This window comes from Lysobacter korlensis (genome assembly GCF_042434515.1).
In genome coordinates, this window is the sequence record NZ_JBHLTG010000006.1 from 400,474 (window position 1) to 415,290 (window position 14,817).

General features: G+C 68.4%; 14 protein-coding genes. 7 read left to right on the forward strand and 7 right to left on the reverse strand.

Annotated features, from left to right (window positions below; genetic code table 11):
• Window positions 1-22: 22 nt before the first annotated feature.
• Genes ligD through argG form a run of 3 tightly spaced genes read right to left on the reverse strand, consistent with a single transcriptional unit; the run spans window position 23 to window position 3,904 of the window.
• Window positions 23-991, reverse strand: a complete 969-nt coding sequence (gene ligD, locus ACFFGH_RS24315; RefSeq protein WP_386673157.1) for a non-homologous end-joining DNA ligase — start codon at window positions 989-991, stop codon at window positions 23-25.
• Window positions 992-1,043: 52 nt separating this feature from the next.
• On the reverse strand, window positions 1,044-2,438 hold the full coding sequence (locus ACFFGH_RS24320; protein WP_386673159.1) for an LssY C-terminal domain-containing protein: 1,395 nt from the start codon (window positions 2,436-2,438) through the stop codon (window positions 1,044-1,046).
• A gap of 29 nt (window positions 2,439-2,467) precedes the next feature.
• Window positions 2,468-3,904 carry an argininosuccinate synthase gene (argG, locus tag ACFFGH_RS24325; protein WP_386673160.1) on the reverse strand — a complete coding sequence of 479 codons (1,437 nt, stop codon included), beginning with the start codon at window positions 3,902-3,904 and terminating at the stop codon, window positions 2,468-2,470.
• A gap of 118 nt (window positions 3,905-4,022) precedes the next feature.
• Between argG and ACFFGH_RS24330 the strand changes: the two genes are divergently transcribed.
• Both ACFFGH_RS24330 and ACFFGH_RS24335 read left to right on the forward strand, forming a co-directional pair.
• The gene (locus ACFFGH_RS24330) at window positions 4,023-5,351 is read left to right on the forward strand and encodes an MFS transporter (RefSeq protein ID WP_386673162.1); all 1,329 of its coding nucleotides are present in this window, start codon (window positions 4,023-4,025) and stop codon (window positions 5,349-5,351) included.
• Between the two features lie 62 nt (window positions 5,352-5,413).
• Complete coding sequence (locus ACFFGH_RS24335) at window positions 5,414-6,721, forward strand: MFS transporter (protein ID WP_386673163.1); 1,308 nt, start codon at window positions 5,414-5,416, stop codon at window positions 6,719-6,721.
• A gap of 48 nt (window positions 6,722-6,769) precedes the next feature.
• On the opposite strand, the gene ACFFGH_RS24340 is transcribed toward ACFFGH_RS24335, so the two are convergent.
• Entirely contained in the window at window positions 6,770-6,955 is a 186-nt protein-coding gene (locus tag ACFFGH_RS24340) for a hypothetical protein (RefSeq protein WP_386673165.1), read from the reverse strand.
• Between the two features lie 296 nt (window positions 6,956-7,251).
• Here ACFFGH_RS24340 and ACFFGH_RS24345 point away from each other — a divergent pair, with 296 nt between their 5' ends.
• The 4 genes from ACFFGH_RS24345 to ACFFGH_RS24360 all read left to right on the forward strand — a co-directional run bounded on the left by ACFFGH_RS24345 (window position 7,252) and on the right by ACFFGH_RS24360 (window position 10,540).
• On the forward strand, window positions 7,252-8,442 hold the full coding sequence (locus ACFFGH_RS24345; protein ID WP_386673167.1) for a GAF domain-containing protein: 1,191 nt from the start codon (window positions 7,252-7,254) through the stop codon (window positions 8,440-8,442).
• On the forward strand, window positions 8,442-9,404 hold the full coding sequence (locus tag ACFFGH_RS24350) for a hypothetical protein (RefSeq protein WP_386673168.1): 963 nt from the start codon (window positions 8,442-8,444) through the stop codon (window positions 9,402-9,404). Before ACFFGH_RS24345 ends, ACFFGH_RS24350 begins: the two co-directional genes overlap by 1 nt.
• A gap of 79 nt (window positions 9,405-9,483) precedes the next feature.
• Window positions 9,484-9,735 (forward strand): hypothetical protein, encoded by a 252-nt coding sequence (locus ACFFGH_RS24355; protein WP_386673170.1) that lies wholly within the window; start codon window positions 9,484-9,486, stop codon window positions 9,733-9,735.
• 7 nt (window positions 9,736-9,742) lie between these two features.
• On the forward strand, window positions 9,743-10,540 hold the full coding sequence (locus ACFFGH_RS24360) for a polysaccharide deacetylase family protein (protein WP_386673171.1): 798 nt from the start codon (window positions 9,743-9,745) through the stop codon (window positions 10,538-10,540).
• An 81-nt stretch (window positions 10,541-10,621) separates the two neighbouring features.
• Here the strand turns inward: ACFFGH_RS24360 and ACFFGH_RS24365 are convergent, their stop codons facing one another.
• The 3 genes from ACFFGH_RS24365 to ACFFGH_RS24375 all read right to left on the reverse strand — a co-directional run bounded on the left by ACFFGH_RS24365 (window position 10,622) and on the right by ACFFGH_RS24375 (window position 13,977).
• Window positions 10,622-11,572, reverse strand: coding sequence for a carbohydrate ABC transporter permease (locus ACFFGH_RS24365; protein WP_386673176.1), 951 nt, complete (start codon window positions 11,570-11,572; stop codon window positions 10,622-10,624).
• A complete protein-coding gene (locus tag ACFFGH_RS24370) occupies window positions 11,569-12,552 on the reverse strand; it encodes a carbohydrate ABC transporter permease (RefSeq protein WP_386673178.1) in 984 nt (327 codons plus the stop codon). The genes ACFFGH_RS24365 and ACFFGH_RS24370 overlap by 4 nt, the downstream gene beginning before the upstream one ends.
• 129 nt (window positions 12,553-12,681) lie before the next feature.
• Entirely contained in the window at window positions 12,682-13,977 is a 1,296-nt protein-coding gene (locus ACFFGH_RS24375; protein WP_386673180.1) for an ABC transporter substrate-binding protein, read from the reverse strand.
• A 196-nt stretch (window positions 13,978-14,173) separates the two neighbouring features.
• Here ACFFGH_RS24375 and ACFFGH_RS24380 point away from each other — a divergent pair, with 196 nt between their 5' ends.
• On the forward strand, window positions 14,174-14,791 hold the full coding sequence (locus ACFFGH_RS24380) for a TetR/AcrR family transcriptional regulator (RefSeq protein WP_386673182.1): 618 nt from the start codon (window positions 14,174-14,176) through the stop codon (window positions 14,789-14,791).
• Window positions 14,792-14,817 lie beyond the last annotated feature (26 nt).

Consider the following 14,817-nt stretch of genomic DNA (forward strand, 5'->3'; position numbering starts at 1 on the left):
CGGCTCCGGCAGCGGGAGCTGCTCAGGGGTCCTCGGGCTCCGGCGGCACTTCGTGGCCTTCCCGCTCGTCCCGCTCCGCCCACTCCAGCAGCGGCGTGAGGTCGAACACCGCGTCGTCGAGCCCGGCGTGCAGGTCGCCCAGCTCCGCGAACCGCTTCGGCACCGTCGCGAGAGTGAAGTCGCGCGGGTCCACGTCGGCGATCTCGTCCCAGCGGATCGGCGTCGACACCGTTCCCTCAGGGTTGCCGCGCACGGAGTACGCCGCCGCGATCGTGTGGTCGCGGGCGTTCTGGTTGTAGTCGACGAAGACGAGCCGCGGGTCGCGATCCCGCCGCCACCAGGTGGTCGTCGCGTCGTCCGGAGCTCGCCGCTCCACCTCGCGGGCGAACGCGAGCGCGGCCCGCCGCACGTCGGAGAAGCCGTGCTCCGGCGCGATGCGCACGTAGATGTGCAGTCCGTGACCGCCCGAGGTCTTCGGCCAGCCGACGGCGCCGAGTTCGTCGAGCACCTCCTGGGCGACGTGCGCCACCCGCTGCACCCGGTCGAACGGGCAGTCGGGCATGGGGTCGAGGTCGATCCGCCACTCGTCGGGCTTCTCGGTGTCGGCACGGCGGCTGTTCCACGGGTGGAACTCCACGGTCGACATCTGCACCGCCCAGATCACATGGGCGAGCTCCGTGACGCACAGCTCGTCGGCCGTGCGCTTGAAGCGCGGGAAGAACACCCGCACCGTCTCCATCCACGGCGGCGCACCGGCGGGGAGCCGCTTCTGGTGCACCTTCTCGCCGGCCACACCGGTGGGGTACCGGTGCATCATGCATGGCCGCTCACGGAGCGAGTTCACGATCCCGTCGCCCACCGACCGGTAGTAGTCGACCAGGTCGAGCTTCGTCTCACCACGAGCCGGGAAATAGACCCGATCCGGGTTCGTGACCCGCACCGTGTGCTGGCCGACCTCGACCTCGACCGCCGGTGTGCTGCCGCTCGCCATGCTTCATTCAAGCGTGCCCGACGGCCGGACCGACAGTCCGCGGTGCGAAACCTCAGGAGTGCGGTGGCGCTTTCGCGGCCCGCCGCTCCCTGCGCAGATCCCCGCGGTGCCACACCGCACGCATCGAGAAGTCGCGCACGTCCCCTGCCGAGAGGGTGATGAGGATGCCGATGTCGAGCGCCAGATTGGCGATGTGCAAGCGGGAGGCGAGCACCTCCGCATCCGCCGGCTCGCTCGCCAGCCCCACGGTGATCGCCAGCACGCTGAGGCACAGCGCGAGGAAGCGGGCTGCCGGGCTTCCCCAGAACGCCACCTGTGCTACGAGCAGGTAGACGACGGCGAACGCCAGCACGCCGGCCAGCCCGAGCGTCGTGTCGTCCGCGAACGGCACGGCGTCACCGAGCGAGATGGGGCTCATGCCACCCAGCAGTCCGGCGATCGCCGCCGCCCCGGCCGTCAGTGCCCGGAGCACGATCAGCCCGTACGCGATGTACAGCGTCATCGGTCGCTTCAGGCGGTTGGATGCCGCGCTGTCCTGAAGCCTCCGCACGATCTCCGCGGCGCGGGCCGGGGGAGCGGCGACGTCGCTGGGCAGCGGGTGCTCGTCGGCCGCGAGCCGGGTGAGGTCGACGATCGGCAGGTCCCCGTCGGTGACGATGGCGTCCCCGCCGCCGTTCCGCGAGTGGAACCCGGACGAGAAGTGCCGGATCACGTCGACCTCCACGCCGGGCGTCCCCTCGCGGAGAGTCCGCACGATGTAGTCGCGCTCCTCGTCGATGTTCTGCTCGATGCGGTGGGTGAACGCCAGGGTGAAGAAGGAGAGGCCGACGCCGCGGTCGTAGGTGCCCGCCGCGAGCCAGTCGGCGGTCGCGCCTCCCGGAAGGTACCAGCCCTCCGGTGTCCGCCAGAACCGCACGTGGTGGCGGCGGGCGGGGTTGCCCTCGACCTCCTGCTGATAGGTGAACTCCTGCATCCGCCCGAAGAGGAACAGCGGGCTCACCGGTGCGTTCGGGTACGAGCGCCGGCGAAGGGTCGACGTGACGATGCGCAGCCCGCTGCGGAACCCGAGCTCGTCCGCGAGGTGCCAGCCGGCGCGGAGCATGCCCTCGTGGACCTGCTCATCCGTGCCGTTCAGCGCGACGTTGACCGGGTCGCCGAGCAGCCCCTCGTAGGTGCGCGTGCGCCCGATGAAGTAGTCCGGCACGTAGACGATCGCCAGTGCGGTGTGGATGCGGGGGAGCAGCAGGTACGCCAGCAGCAGCCAGAGCACGAGCACCAGCCACCAGTCGCCCACGTCGCCGAAGATCATCTGCCGCACCGTGAGCACGGCGAGCCAGCCCGCAGCGGCCGCGCCCAGGAGGAAGAACAGCCAGTCGGCGACGGAGATCAGCGTCGGGCCGAGCCTGCGCGGGATCGGCTCGATCGCGGAGGATCCGGCGGTGGCCACGGGTCGGGCGCCCCTGTCGGTGCCGTCCGTCAGTCGGTGCCCGCGTCGAACGCGGCGCCCTCGGACAGGTCGTCCGTCGCGCGGTCGAGCCGGTCGGCCTCGTGGTCCACTTCCGGGTTCTCCATGATCTCGGCCGATTCCGGCTCAAGGCGGCCGACCAGGGCCGCCGTCGCACCAGGGATGATCCCTGCCGCGGCGTACTGCTCGAGCCGGGCACGCGAGTCGGCGATGTCGAGGTTGCGCATGGTGAGCTGCCCGATCCGGTCGTCCGGACCGAAGGCCGCGTCGCCCACCCGCTCCATGGAGAGCTTGTCGGGGTGGTAGCTTAGCGCCGGGCCGCTGGTGTTCAGGATGGTGTAGTCGTCGCCGCGGCGCAGCCGCAGCGTCACCTCGCCGGTGACCGCGGAGGCCACCCAGCGCTGGATCGACTCGCGGAGCATGAGGGACTGCGGGTCGAGCCAGCGGCCCTCGTACAGCAGCCGGCCGAGGCGGCGACCCTCCAACTGGTAGTTCGCGATCGTGTCCTCGTTGTGGATCGCGTTGAGGAGGCGTTCGTAGGTGATGTGGAGGAGCGCCATCCCGGGCGCCTCGTAGATGCCGCGGCTCTTCGCCTCGATGATGCGGTTCTCGATCTGGTCAGAGACGCCGAGACCGTGGCGGCCGCCGACCGCGTTCGCCTCGCGGACCAGCGCCACCGGGTCGTCGAACTCGACCCCGTTGATCGCCACGGGCCGCCCGGCGTCGAAGCGAACGGACACCTCCTCGGTCGCGATCTCGACGTCGTCCCGCCACGAGGGGACGCCCATGATCGGCGACACGATGTCGAGGCCGGAGTCGAGGTGCTCGAGCTGCTTCGCCTCGTGGGTGGCGCCCCAGATGTTCGCGTCGGTGCTGTACGCCTTCTCCGTGGAGTCCCGGTAGGGGAAGCCACGCGCGACGAGCCACTCGCTCATCTCGTGGCGGCCGCCGAGCTCACCGACGAACTCCGCGTCCAGCCACGGCTTGTAGATCCGCAGCCGCGGGTTGGCCATCAGGCCGTACCGGTAGAACCGCTCGATGTCGTTGCCCTTGTAGGTGGATCCGTCGCCCCAGATGTCGACGCCGTCCTCGCGCATGGCGCGCACCAGCATCGTGCCGGTCACCGCGCGGCCGAGCGGTGTGGTGTTGAAGTACGTCTTCCCGCCCGAGCGGATGTGGAAGGCGCCGCACTGCAGGGCGACGAGACCCTCCTCCACCAGCGGTCCCTTCGCGTCGACGAGCCGGGCCAGCTCGGCGCCGTACTGCCCGGCCCGGCCGGGCACCGCGTCGATGTCCGGCTCGTCGTACTGGCCGATGTCGGCGGTGTAGGTGCAGGGCACCGCGCCTTTCTCACGCATCCAGGCGACCGCCACCGAAGTGTCGAGTCCGCCGGAGAAGGCGATGCCGACGCGTTCGCCGACGGGAAGCTTGCTCAGTACCTTTGACACCCGTTTACCGTACTGCGCCCCGGGGGACCGAATCTCCGCGGTGATGTCGATTCGCGCCGTCCTCGTTCGACGTATCAATGAGGGTTCACATGGGACCCAGCGGAGGAAGGTGAACATCATGACCGGAAGCGCCATCGCGGAACGGGGCTCGGACGTCGTCAGCGACCCGCAGGAGCCGCAGCAGCAGATCCCCGAGCGGTGGAAGCGCAACGTCGCGCTGTTCCTCACCGGGCAGACGGTCTCCCTCTTCGGGTCGATGATCGTGCAGTACGCGGTGATGTGGTACGTCACCTTCGAGACCGGCTCAGGGTTCGCAGTGGCGCTCTACGCCATCGCAGCGTTCGCCCCCCAGGGGGTCGTGTCGCTGTTCGGCGGCGTGCTGGCCGACCGGATGAACCGGCGGGTCCTCGCGATCGGCGCGGACGCCGTCATCGCGGCAGTCACGCTGGTGCTGGCGACCGCGATGCTGCTCGGGGTCACCGACATGTGGGTGATCCTCCTCGCGGTGGCCGCCCGGTCGCTCGGAGCCGGTGTGCAGACGCCGGCGGTGACCGCGATGATCCCGCAGGTGACGCCGCCCGACCAGCTGATGCGGGTGAACGGCCTCTTCGCGACGATCCAGTCCGCGATGGCGCTGATCGCGCCCGCCGCCGCCGGTGCACTCTTCGGGCTGCTCGGGATCGTGCCGGTGTTCTTCCTCGATGTGGCAACGGCCGTGGTCGGGATCGGCTTCCTCGCCCGCGTCCGCGTGCAGACGCTCGCCGCCGTCGCCGAGAGCACCACGAGCTTCCGTGAGGACCTGGTCGAGGGGATGCGGTACATCCGGCACAACGCGGTGGTGCGCTGGCTGCTCCTGGTGTTCGCGTTCATCGTGCTGCTCACCGGTGCCCCATCGATGATCACCCCGCTGCTGGTGGCCCGCACCTTCGGGGCTGAGGTGTGGATGGTCACCGTGCTGGAGCTCGCCTTCAGCGTCGGCATGCTGGCGGGCGGAGCGCTGGTGTCGACAGTGCTCGCGAAGCGGGGCAAGGCGACGCTGATCGTCGTGTCGTCCTTCGGCTTCGGCGTCTGCACCATCGCGCTCGGGCTCGCTCCGGACCTGTGGGCGTTCTACGGATTCATGTTCGCCTTCGGGCTGATGGTCCCGGTCTTCTCAACGCCGTTCATGACGCTCCTCGCGGAGATCGTGGAGCCGGAGAAGCACGGCCGGGTGTTCAGCTACGTCGGCATCGCCATCGCTCTTGCGGTGCCGGTGGGCATGGCGGTGTTCGGGCCGCTCGCCGATCTGGTGAGCGTCGAGCTGCTGCTGGTGGCCGCCGGAGTCCTCATGACGATCGTCCTGGTGCTGGCGATGCGGGCGCCGTCGGGGAGGGCCGCCCTCGCGCGGGCGTCCCGCGCCCCCTCCGCCGAGGCGGACGACAGTTCGAGTGTCGGAGCTCCCGCGTAGCATCGGGAACGCCGTCGCGCACACCACTTCCATCGCCTCCCCTCCGACCAGCCCGGGACATCATGAGCGAGCAGCAGCAGACCCCCGCCCAAGAACAGGCGATCCCCACCCACTGGAAGCGGAACGTCGCGCTGTTCCTCAGCGGGCAGACCATCTCCCTGTTCGGGTCGATGATCGTTCAGTACGCCGTCATGTGGTACGTCACATTCGAGACCCGGTCGGGGCTCGCGGTGGCGCTCTACGCGATCGTCGCGTTCCTGCCGCAGGGCATCGTGTCGCTGTTCGGCGGGGTGCTCGCCGACCGGATGAACCGGCGGATCCTCGTGATGCTGGCCGACGGTGTCATCGCAGTCGTCACCCTCGTGCTCGCGCTGCTCATGCTCGCCGGGGTCACCGACCTCTGGCTGATCCTGCTGGCCGTCGCCGCCCGCTCCCTCGGGGCGGGGGTGCAGACACCGGCTGTGTCGGCGATGATCCCGCAGATCACGCCCGCCGATCAGCTCATGCGCGTGAACGGCATCTTCACGACCATCCAGTCCGCGATGGCGCTGCTCGCGCCGGCGGCCGCGGGAGCGGTGTTCGGCATCTGGGGCATCGTGCCGGTGTTCTTCATCGACGTGGTCACCGCGGGAATCGGCATCGGGATCCTCGCCTTCGTCGCCGTGCCGACCCTCGCCGCGGTCGCCGAGAAGGAGACGAGCTATCGGCAGGACCTGGTGGAGGGCATGCGGTACATCGCCCACCACCCGATCGTGCGCTGGCTGCTGATCGTTTTCGCCATCATCTTCCTGCTGGCCGTGGCTCCGTCGTTCATCACCCCGCTCATGGTCGCGAGGACGTTCGGCGCGGAGGTGTGGATGGTGACCGTGCTCGAGCTCGCCTTCAGCATCGGGATGCTGCTGGGCGGCGTGCTCGTCTCCACACTCCTCGCCAAGCGCAGCCGGATGGCGCTGATCGTCGTGTCGACCTTCGGCTTCGGGGCGGTCACCGTCGCACTGGGGCTCAGCACCAACCTGTGGGTGTTCTACGCCTTCATGTTCCTGTTCGGCCTGTTCGTGCCGCTGTTCTCCACCCCGTTCATGACCCTCTTCCAGGAGACGGTCGAACCGGAGAAGCATGGCCGGGTGTTCAGCTACGTCGGCATCGTCATGGCGCTCGCCACGCCGATCGGGATGACCGCGTTCGGGCCGCTCGCCGACGTGTTCGAGGTCGAGACGCTGCTCATCGTCGCCGGGATTCTCACCATCGTGGTGTTCGTGGTCGCGCTCCTCGTGCCGTCAGGACGCGCGGCGATGGCCGCGGCACGCAAGGCCGACGAGGCGAGCGCCATGGCGAGGGTGGGCGCGGGGGCGACCCCGGAGGCAGCCTGACCTCGGACTCTGATCTGGTTCTTCCGACCGGTCGATGACCGGGCTTCCTCAGGGCACGAGGCCGTGCAGGTCCACGCCGAAGAGCAGCGCCGGCCAGACGATGATCGCGAGCAGTCCCTCGATCACGTTGCCGGGGTTGGTCCAGTCGACGAGGTAGCCCTGATTGCCCGCGACCACCACACCGATGATGAGGTAGATGACCCCGAGGATGCTGATGCCTCCGCCTCGACGCATGATGCTGCCTCCCGCTTCGTGAGCACGACCACGTTGGACGCTCAACCGGATGATACGGGCCCCGCCTCGCACACGCCATGCGCCACGGCGACGCAAGCGACGTCCCTCACGGTGTCCGCGCAAGTGCCGACAATCGGGCCACCGGGGTACACCGCTCGTGCCGCGAGCGCGAATGGAAGCGCGGGGAGGGCACCGTTCGTGCCGAAACGCCCCCGGATGGGGGGCTTACGGTCCGCGGGCGCCGACATAGGCTCGGGGTACAGCCGCAATGCTGCGCTTTCTGGGGGGAAAGAATCGTGAGCACCATCCGTCAGCGATCGGTCGTCGACCGGCTCTGGCACGCGATCCTCGATCGGAGCTTCCTCGAGGTGCCGCGTCCGACCGACGCCCCGTTCGCCCACTCCACCGGCTCGGACCCGTATCGAGTGCTCGTCTTCGGAAGCGGCACCGCCATGGGCTGGGGTGCCCGCAGCCACGAGCTCGCACTGCCGGGCCAGCTGGCGAGAGAACTCGGCGACCGGACCTTGCGCGGTGTCGACGTGGATCTCATCGCCGACAAGTGCATGACCGCGCTCTCAGCGATTCCGGCACTGGAAGGCCGGCTCATCGCCCCCTATGACGCCATCGTGGTGAGCCTCGGGATGACGGACTCGCTGCGGCTGCTCCCCGCCCGCACCTTCCGTGCCCGCATGCGGGCGGTCCTCACAGAGCTGTCGGCGCGCACCTCGTCGCACGCACGGCTGGTGCTGCTCGGCATGCAGCCCGTGCAGACCATCCCGCTGCTCGAGAACGGCGGCGGGCGGATCCTCGACCGCCACGCGCGGCGGCTGGACGAGGTGCTGCAGGCGCTCGGCTCGGAGTTCCCGAAGGCACGCCACGTCGCGATGTCGGCGGGTGGCTGCGCTTCGCACAGGTCCGCGACCGCCGAGCACTACCGGGTCTGGGCGGGTGAGATCGCCGCTCACCTTGCCCCGATGCTCGCGGAGCGTGCCGCCGACGTCGCACCGCCGTTCCTGGACGAGCCGGCGAGGCTCCGTGCGGTGCGAGAGCTCGAGAAGGGCACTTCGCTGACCCACGGCGCGCTCGACAAGATCGCGGAGCTGGCCCGGTCGGTGTTCCGTGCCGACGTGGCGACGATCTCGCTGATCGACGGGGAGCGCCAGCGGGTGCTGGCATCGGCCGGAATGGAGGTGCACGAGCTGCCGCGAAGCGCCTCACTCAGTCAATACGCGCTGGGTTCGCGCACCGCCTTCGTCGTGTCCGACACGGCCGCCGATCGTCGATTCCGCCGCATGCATGCCACCGCGCTTGGCCTGCGGTTCTATGCCGGCTACCCGTTGCACTCGCCCGACGGCCAGCCGGTGGGCACGCTCGCGGTGCTCGCCGCCGAACCGCGGCCGCGCGAGGCCGTCGACGTCGACCTGCTTCGGGACATCGCCATGCTCGCCCAGCGTGAACTGCGCACGCGAACCGCGGTGAGCGCCTGATGAGCGCGGTGATCGAAACGATGCCCGGGCAGCGCGTCCGGAACCCGCGCGACGCCGAGCGCCGGGAGGAGAGCCAGGCGCGACTCGAGGCGCTGCTGGAGCGGGCGGAGCCGCTCGCGAACACCTGGGCCGAGCGGTATGACTGGGCCTGGGCGATCGAGGCCGGCATCGCCCGCGACGCCAAGGTCTGGAGCGTCGAGACGGCGCACGACATCGTGCGCCATGTGCGGACCCCTTACGCCTCCCTCGCCGTCGCCTCCGCTGCCGCGTTGGCGACCGGGACCGGAAATCTGGTGATGACTCTGCTGCTTATGCCGCAGCTCGGCATGCCGGCTGCCTCGCTGCTCGCCGCGCCGGGAGTGGTCGTGTCCGGCTTCGGTGTGAAGCTCGCCGTCCGGTACGCGGGGATGGTCGCGCAGCATCGCGCCGGCATCCCCCCGTTCCGGCTGCGGTTGCAGGCTGAGCTGCATCGTCACGCGGTCGCGGCCATCGACCGGAGACGTGAGCGGCTGGCCGGTCCGCGCCGTCCGATCCCACGCCACACGTTTCCCGACCTGCTGCCGGTTCAGGCGCAGAACGTCGCAGCAGGCTGGATGCGCCACCTCGGCGAGCTCGACGCCACCGTCCTGCGGCCCGCGGGAACGTTCGACCTGGCGCCGGCGCTCCCGGCCGAGCAGGCGCATGTGCTCTCCTCCGGCTACGTCGCGAGGGTCTGGGCCTTCACGGCCGAGACCCCGGACGTCGAGCTCGGCATGCTCGAGGACGCCGCGAAGGCGACCGGCAAGCGGCCGCTGCTCTTCTCCTTGAGCGGCTTCCCCGAGCCGGTGGTCGTCAGGGCGAACCGGCGTGGGATCGCGCTGTTCACGTACTCCCCATGGCGTGGAACGCTGGTCGCCCGGAGCGCCCAGGCGGAGCGCTGCCTCGCGCGCGGCCTCCGCGGCGCGAGCGGTTTCGCCACCTGAGAGACACGCCGCCGAGAACGCTCGTTCACCGTTGGCGTGTCGCGACCGTCGTCGCTATCGTGCCGGAGGGGGTGGAATCGTGACGGACAGGGGCGGATTCGCGACGGATGCGGAGGCGTACGAGGTGATCGCCGCGGACGCTCAGGGTGAATGGCTGGTGGTGCGCCAGCCCGGCTGGACCAGCGGCGGCGAGGCGGCCGCGATCATCAAGGCGCACCTCGGCGGGGTGTACTGCTATCCGAATTCCCCGCCGTACGAGCAGCTTGGGCCGTACCGCAGCGTGGCCAGTGCGTTCGACGCCTTCTCGTACGTCGCCGACGGCATGGGCTGACGGGGTCATGCCGACGTTTCTGATCGGCTACGACGTCGAGCACCTGGATCCGGAGGTCACCCGGCCGTTTTTGAGACGGGCCGCGGAGCTGCACCGCGAGTACGGCGTGCCCGCCACGCTGTTCGTGCTCGGGCAGACGCTGGAGCGGAACGTCGACGCCCTCGGGCAGTTCGTGGACGACCCGCTCTTCGACATCCAGCAGCACACCTACTCGCACATGCCGCTGAAGACCCTGGTGCAGCGGAACTCCCGCGGCACGGAGCTCATCTTGGGCGGGAGCCTCGATCGGACACGCGAGGAGGTCTCGCGCACCAGCGAACTGCTCGAGGAGCACCTCGGCGTCCGGTGCACCGGCCTCACCGGCCCGTACACCTATTACCGTGGTTTGGCGGACCGCCCGGACATCCTGCAGGTGCTCGACGAGTGCGGCATCGAGTTCCTGCGAACGTACGGGCGGAACGAGCACGACTGGCAGCCGGTTCCGCTCGAGGTGCAGCCGTTCTGGTACTCGTTGCAGGGCTTCCCAGGCCTGCTCGAGTATGGGGTCACCGGTTGGGCGGACTGTCTGCTCCGGGAGGAGCTCGGCTGGGACGACCACGACGGGTATCTGAGCGAGCTTCGCCGGAACCTCGACCTCATCGAGGAGCGTGACCTCGTCTGGTCGTACCTGCAGCATGACTGGGCGAGCCTCCGCGGTGATCCCGGCATGACGCTGACCGAGACCCTGCTGCGCGAGGTGCGCGACCGGGGGATCGAGGCGATGCGCTATATCGATCACTACGAACGGGCCGCCGCGCAGCGTTGAGGTCGTCGCTGCTCGGGCCGGAGACGGAACGGGGAGCCGCCGGCACATGCCGGCGGCTCCCCATTCCGTGAGGTTCTGCGATCAGCCCTTGATGCCGCTCAACGCAACGCCCTGCACGAACTGGCGCTGGAAGATGATGAAGACGATCAGCAGGGGCAGAGTCGCGATCACGGATCCCGCCAGCAGCATGCCCCAGTCCGTCTGGTTCCGCATGACGAACATCGCAAGCCCCAGCGGCGCCGTGAACTTCGCCGGGTCGGAGATGATGATCAGCGGCCACAGGAAGTCCTCCCACGCCGCCATGAAGGTGAAGATGGCCGTGGCCGCGAGCACCGGCTTGCACAGCGGCAGCACCACCTGCCAGTAGACGCGGAACTCCGATGCGCCATCGATGCGTGCCGCGTCGAGCAGCTCGTCCGGGATGGAGTGCATGAACTGGCGCAGCAGGAAGATGCCGAAGGCGCTGACGACGCCTGGGACGATGAGCCCCGCGTACGAGTCGAGCAGGCCGTGGCCGCCGTTGCCGAACAGGTCGTTCCCGCCGGCGAACGGGATGTGCTGCAGGATCACGTAGTTCGGGATCAGCAGCATCTGGCCGGGAATCATCATGGTGGCGAGGATCACCAGGAAGATCGCATCGCGACCGGGGAACTTCAGCTTGGCGAATGCGAACGCGCACATCGAGTTGAGGAACAGCTGCAGCGCCGTGATCGTCGTGGCGACGAAGGCGCTGTTCGCGAACCACCGGAACGCCGGGGTGGTGGTGAAGAACTCCACGTAGCCGTCCAGCGTCGGGTTCTCCGGAATCCAGTTGATCGGGTACTCGAAGATGTCGCCGGTGTGCTGGAAGGAGGCGCTGACGAGCCAAGCGAACGGGGCGACGAAGACGATCGACCCGGGCACCAGGATGAGGTAGATGAGCGCATAACGGAGCCGGAGCCGCTTCTTGCTGCCGGCGCTCCGCGAGGGAACATCGGACGGTTCCGGCTGAAGGCGCTCGGGGTGCAGCACCTCGGGGGTTGCGGTGGTCATACTTCTGCCCTCCGGTAGAGCCTGAGCTGGATCGCGGTGAAGACGAGGGTGATGGCGAAGAGCACGAAGGCCAGCGTGGTGGCGTAGCCCATCTCGTAGAACTTGAAGGCGGCCTGGTAGATGAAGTACACCATCGTGGTGGTGCGCTCGACCGGCCCGCCCTTGGTCATGATGTAGATCTGCGTGAACACCTGCAGCGAGCCGATGATCCCCATGACGAGCAGGAACAGCGTGGTCGGTCTCAATTGGGGGATGGTCACGTGCCACAGGCGCTGCCAGCTGCCCGCGCCGTCCACCTTCGCGGCCTCGTGCAGCTCCTGCGGGATACCCTGCAGGCCGGCGAGGTAGATCACCATCGAGAACCCGATGCCGGACCAGACGGACATCATGATGACGGCCGGCATCGCCAGGTCCTTGTCGGCCAGCCAGAGCAGCGGCTCGCGGATGATGCCGGCCTCGAGCAGGTAGTAGTTCAGAAGGCCGAAGTCACCGTTGTAGATCCACTTCCAGACGATCGCGACCACGACGAATGGCGTGACGATCGGCAGGAAGAAGAGGGTGCGGAACAGGCCCCGTCCGCGAATGCCCTGGTTCAGCAGCAGCGCTATGAAGAAGCCGATCGTCATCGTGAGCGGCACGGAGGCGCCGGTGAAGTAGAAGGTGTTGGCGATCGAGCGGTGGAACTTCTCGTCCTCAAGCATCCGCGCGTAGTTGTCCAGTCCGACGAAGGGCTTGTCGGCCTGGATCAGGTTCCACTCGTGGAACGTCAGATAGAACGCGAACAGCAGGGCGAAGATCGTGAAGATCGAGAAGATGATGAGGCCCGGCGAGATGAAGAGGTACGCACGCCAGGAGCGCCGCATCCGCGTGAGCACGCCCGGCGGCTTGCGGAGCGGTGAAGTGGATCCGGCGGGTGAGGTGCCTGGACGCCCCCCTGCCGGAGCGGGCGTCTTCGTGGTCGTCGCGGTGTCGACCGCCATGACGAACTCCTTTGAACGTCTGATATTCGGGGGTGTCAACGCAACTGTACGTCGACAAAAGGGCGCCGCCGGCCCCGAGAGTCGCGCTGGTACGCAGCGCTCCGGTCAGGGCCGGCGGCCTGGGTCGAACTACTCCGCGAGGATCTCCTCGGCGGCGGCCTTCGCGTTCGCGAGCGCCTCCTCCGCGGTGATCTCGCCGTACATCGCGCGACCGAGCTCGATGTTCAGCTGCTCCTCGATCCGCGGGCCCTTCGGGTTCTGCTCCACGTTGTTGACGCCGCACTGCATCGCCTCAGCGAAGCCCTCGAGCAGCGGCTTCTCCTCGACCAGCTCCGGGCCCTCGAGGAGTTCCGTGGTGGTGGGCAGCAGGGTGCCGTTCGGGCTGCCGTAGGTCAGCAGCGCCTGGTTCTCCGGCTGCGAGAGGAACTCGATCCAGAGCCACGCGGCGTCCTGCTTGTCCGATCCCTCGAACACCACCAGCGAGTCGGCGGCGATCGTCGTGCCGCAGCCCGCAGGCCCCTCCGGAAGGTTCGCGGTCGCCCACTTGCCCTCGATGTCCGGCGCCTCCTCCATGGTGACGCCCGCGAACCAGGAACCTGCGATGTACATCGCGACCTGGCCCTCGAAGAAGCCGAGGCGGCCGTCCCACGAGTTGGCGTTGAGGTAGTCCGGTGCCGCGTACTCGGACAGACCGACGTAGTACTCGGCGGCCTCGGTGGCCTCGGGCGAGTCGAAGACGACCTCGTCGCCCTCGAGCACGTCGCCCCCGGCCTGCCACAGGAACGGGTACCAGTAGTACGCCGCTTCGGGCGCGAACATGGCAAGGCCGTACTGCTTCTCCGACGGCTTGGTCAGTGCGGCGGCGGCCTCCTCGAACTCCTCCCACGTGGTCGGCGGACCGTCGATGCCGGCCTCCTCGAACAGGTCGGTCCGATAGAAGAGCGCCGTCGACTCGCCGTCGATCGGGAGGCCGTACATGCTGTCCTCGAACGTGACGAAGGTCCTGAAGACTTCGACGTAGGCGTCGGGGTCGACCACGTCGCTGCGCTCGATGTAGTTGTCGAGGTTCACGAGGGCGCCACGCGAGGCGAACGCCGAGACCGAGCTCGCGTCGACGTAGGCGGCATCCGGCGGGTTGTTGCCCGCGATCTGCGTGGTGAGCGTCTGCCCCATGTTCTCGGCGGGCACGTTGCGGAACTCGACCGTGATGTTCGGGTGCTCCTTCTCGAACTCCTTCTTGAGGGCGTTGATCTCGTCACCCGTCTGCCAGGTGGCGTAGGAGATCGTGACCTCCTCGGTGGGCTCCTCGACCGGGCCCGTCGCATTGTTCTGCGACTGCGTTCCGCCACCGGCGCACGCCGTGAGGCTCAAGGCCGTGGCTGCTGCGGCCACGGGAAGCAATCTCCTCAGAAGACTCTTGTTCACCGACAACTCCTTTGTGTGTTCAGTTTCACTCTCGCGAGCGACAGTGCTGCAAGGTGCGTGCGGCAAATGTATGTCACCTTTCACCTTTCGCGCAAACAACGATCGCATCACGGACGGCCTGATCGGGCGCTCAACCACCTCGTCACAACCCGTAGCAGTTGCGGTGAATGGTGAATGGACCCTTATGCTCTACGACATGTCGACGACCGCCAGAGCGCTGCGAGGGCCGTACAAGCCCGGGATCGCCCGCCGCCTCCAGGTGGTGAAGGCTGCCGTCGACGTCTTCGGGCAGTACGGATTCAAGGGCGGCACTCTGCAGCAGGTCGCCGAGCGGGTGGGCGTTACGCCGGCAGCGATCGAGAAGCTCTTCGGCAGCAAGGAACAGCTGCTGATCGCGGTCCTCGAGCACTGGGGCTACGAGACGGAAGAGGTCATCGGCCCCGATACACGGGGCCTCGCCCACCTGGACGCGTTCCGCAAGCTCATGAAGTACCACGTCCGCCACAAGGGGCTGCTCGAGCTCTACATCCAGATGGCGGCGGAGGCGACTTCGCCGGATCATCCGGCTCGTCCCTTCATGATCCAGCGGTACAACGCGACACTCGCCGACATGCGGCACATCTTCGAGGACGGGGTCAACGAGGGCGCGTTCCGTCCGATGACCGAGCAGGAGATCGCGAACGAGGCGGAGTGGCTGCTCGCCACCATGGACGGACTCGAGGTCCAGTACCTGCTGAACCCGAAGTTCGACCTGGTCGGGTCGTTCAACCGGTTCGTGGACCACCTCGTCGAGCGGCTCGCCCCCGCTTCCTGAGGCCGTTCCGTCGGTCCGCGTCCGGC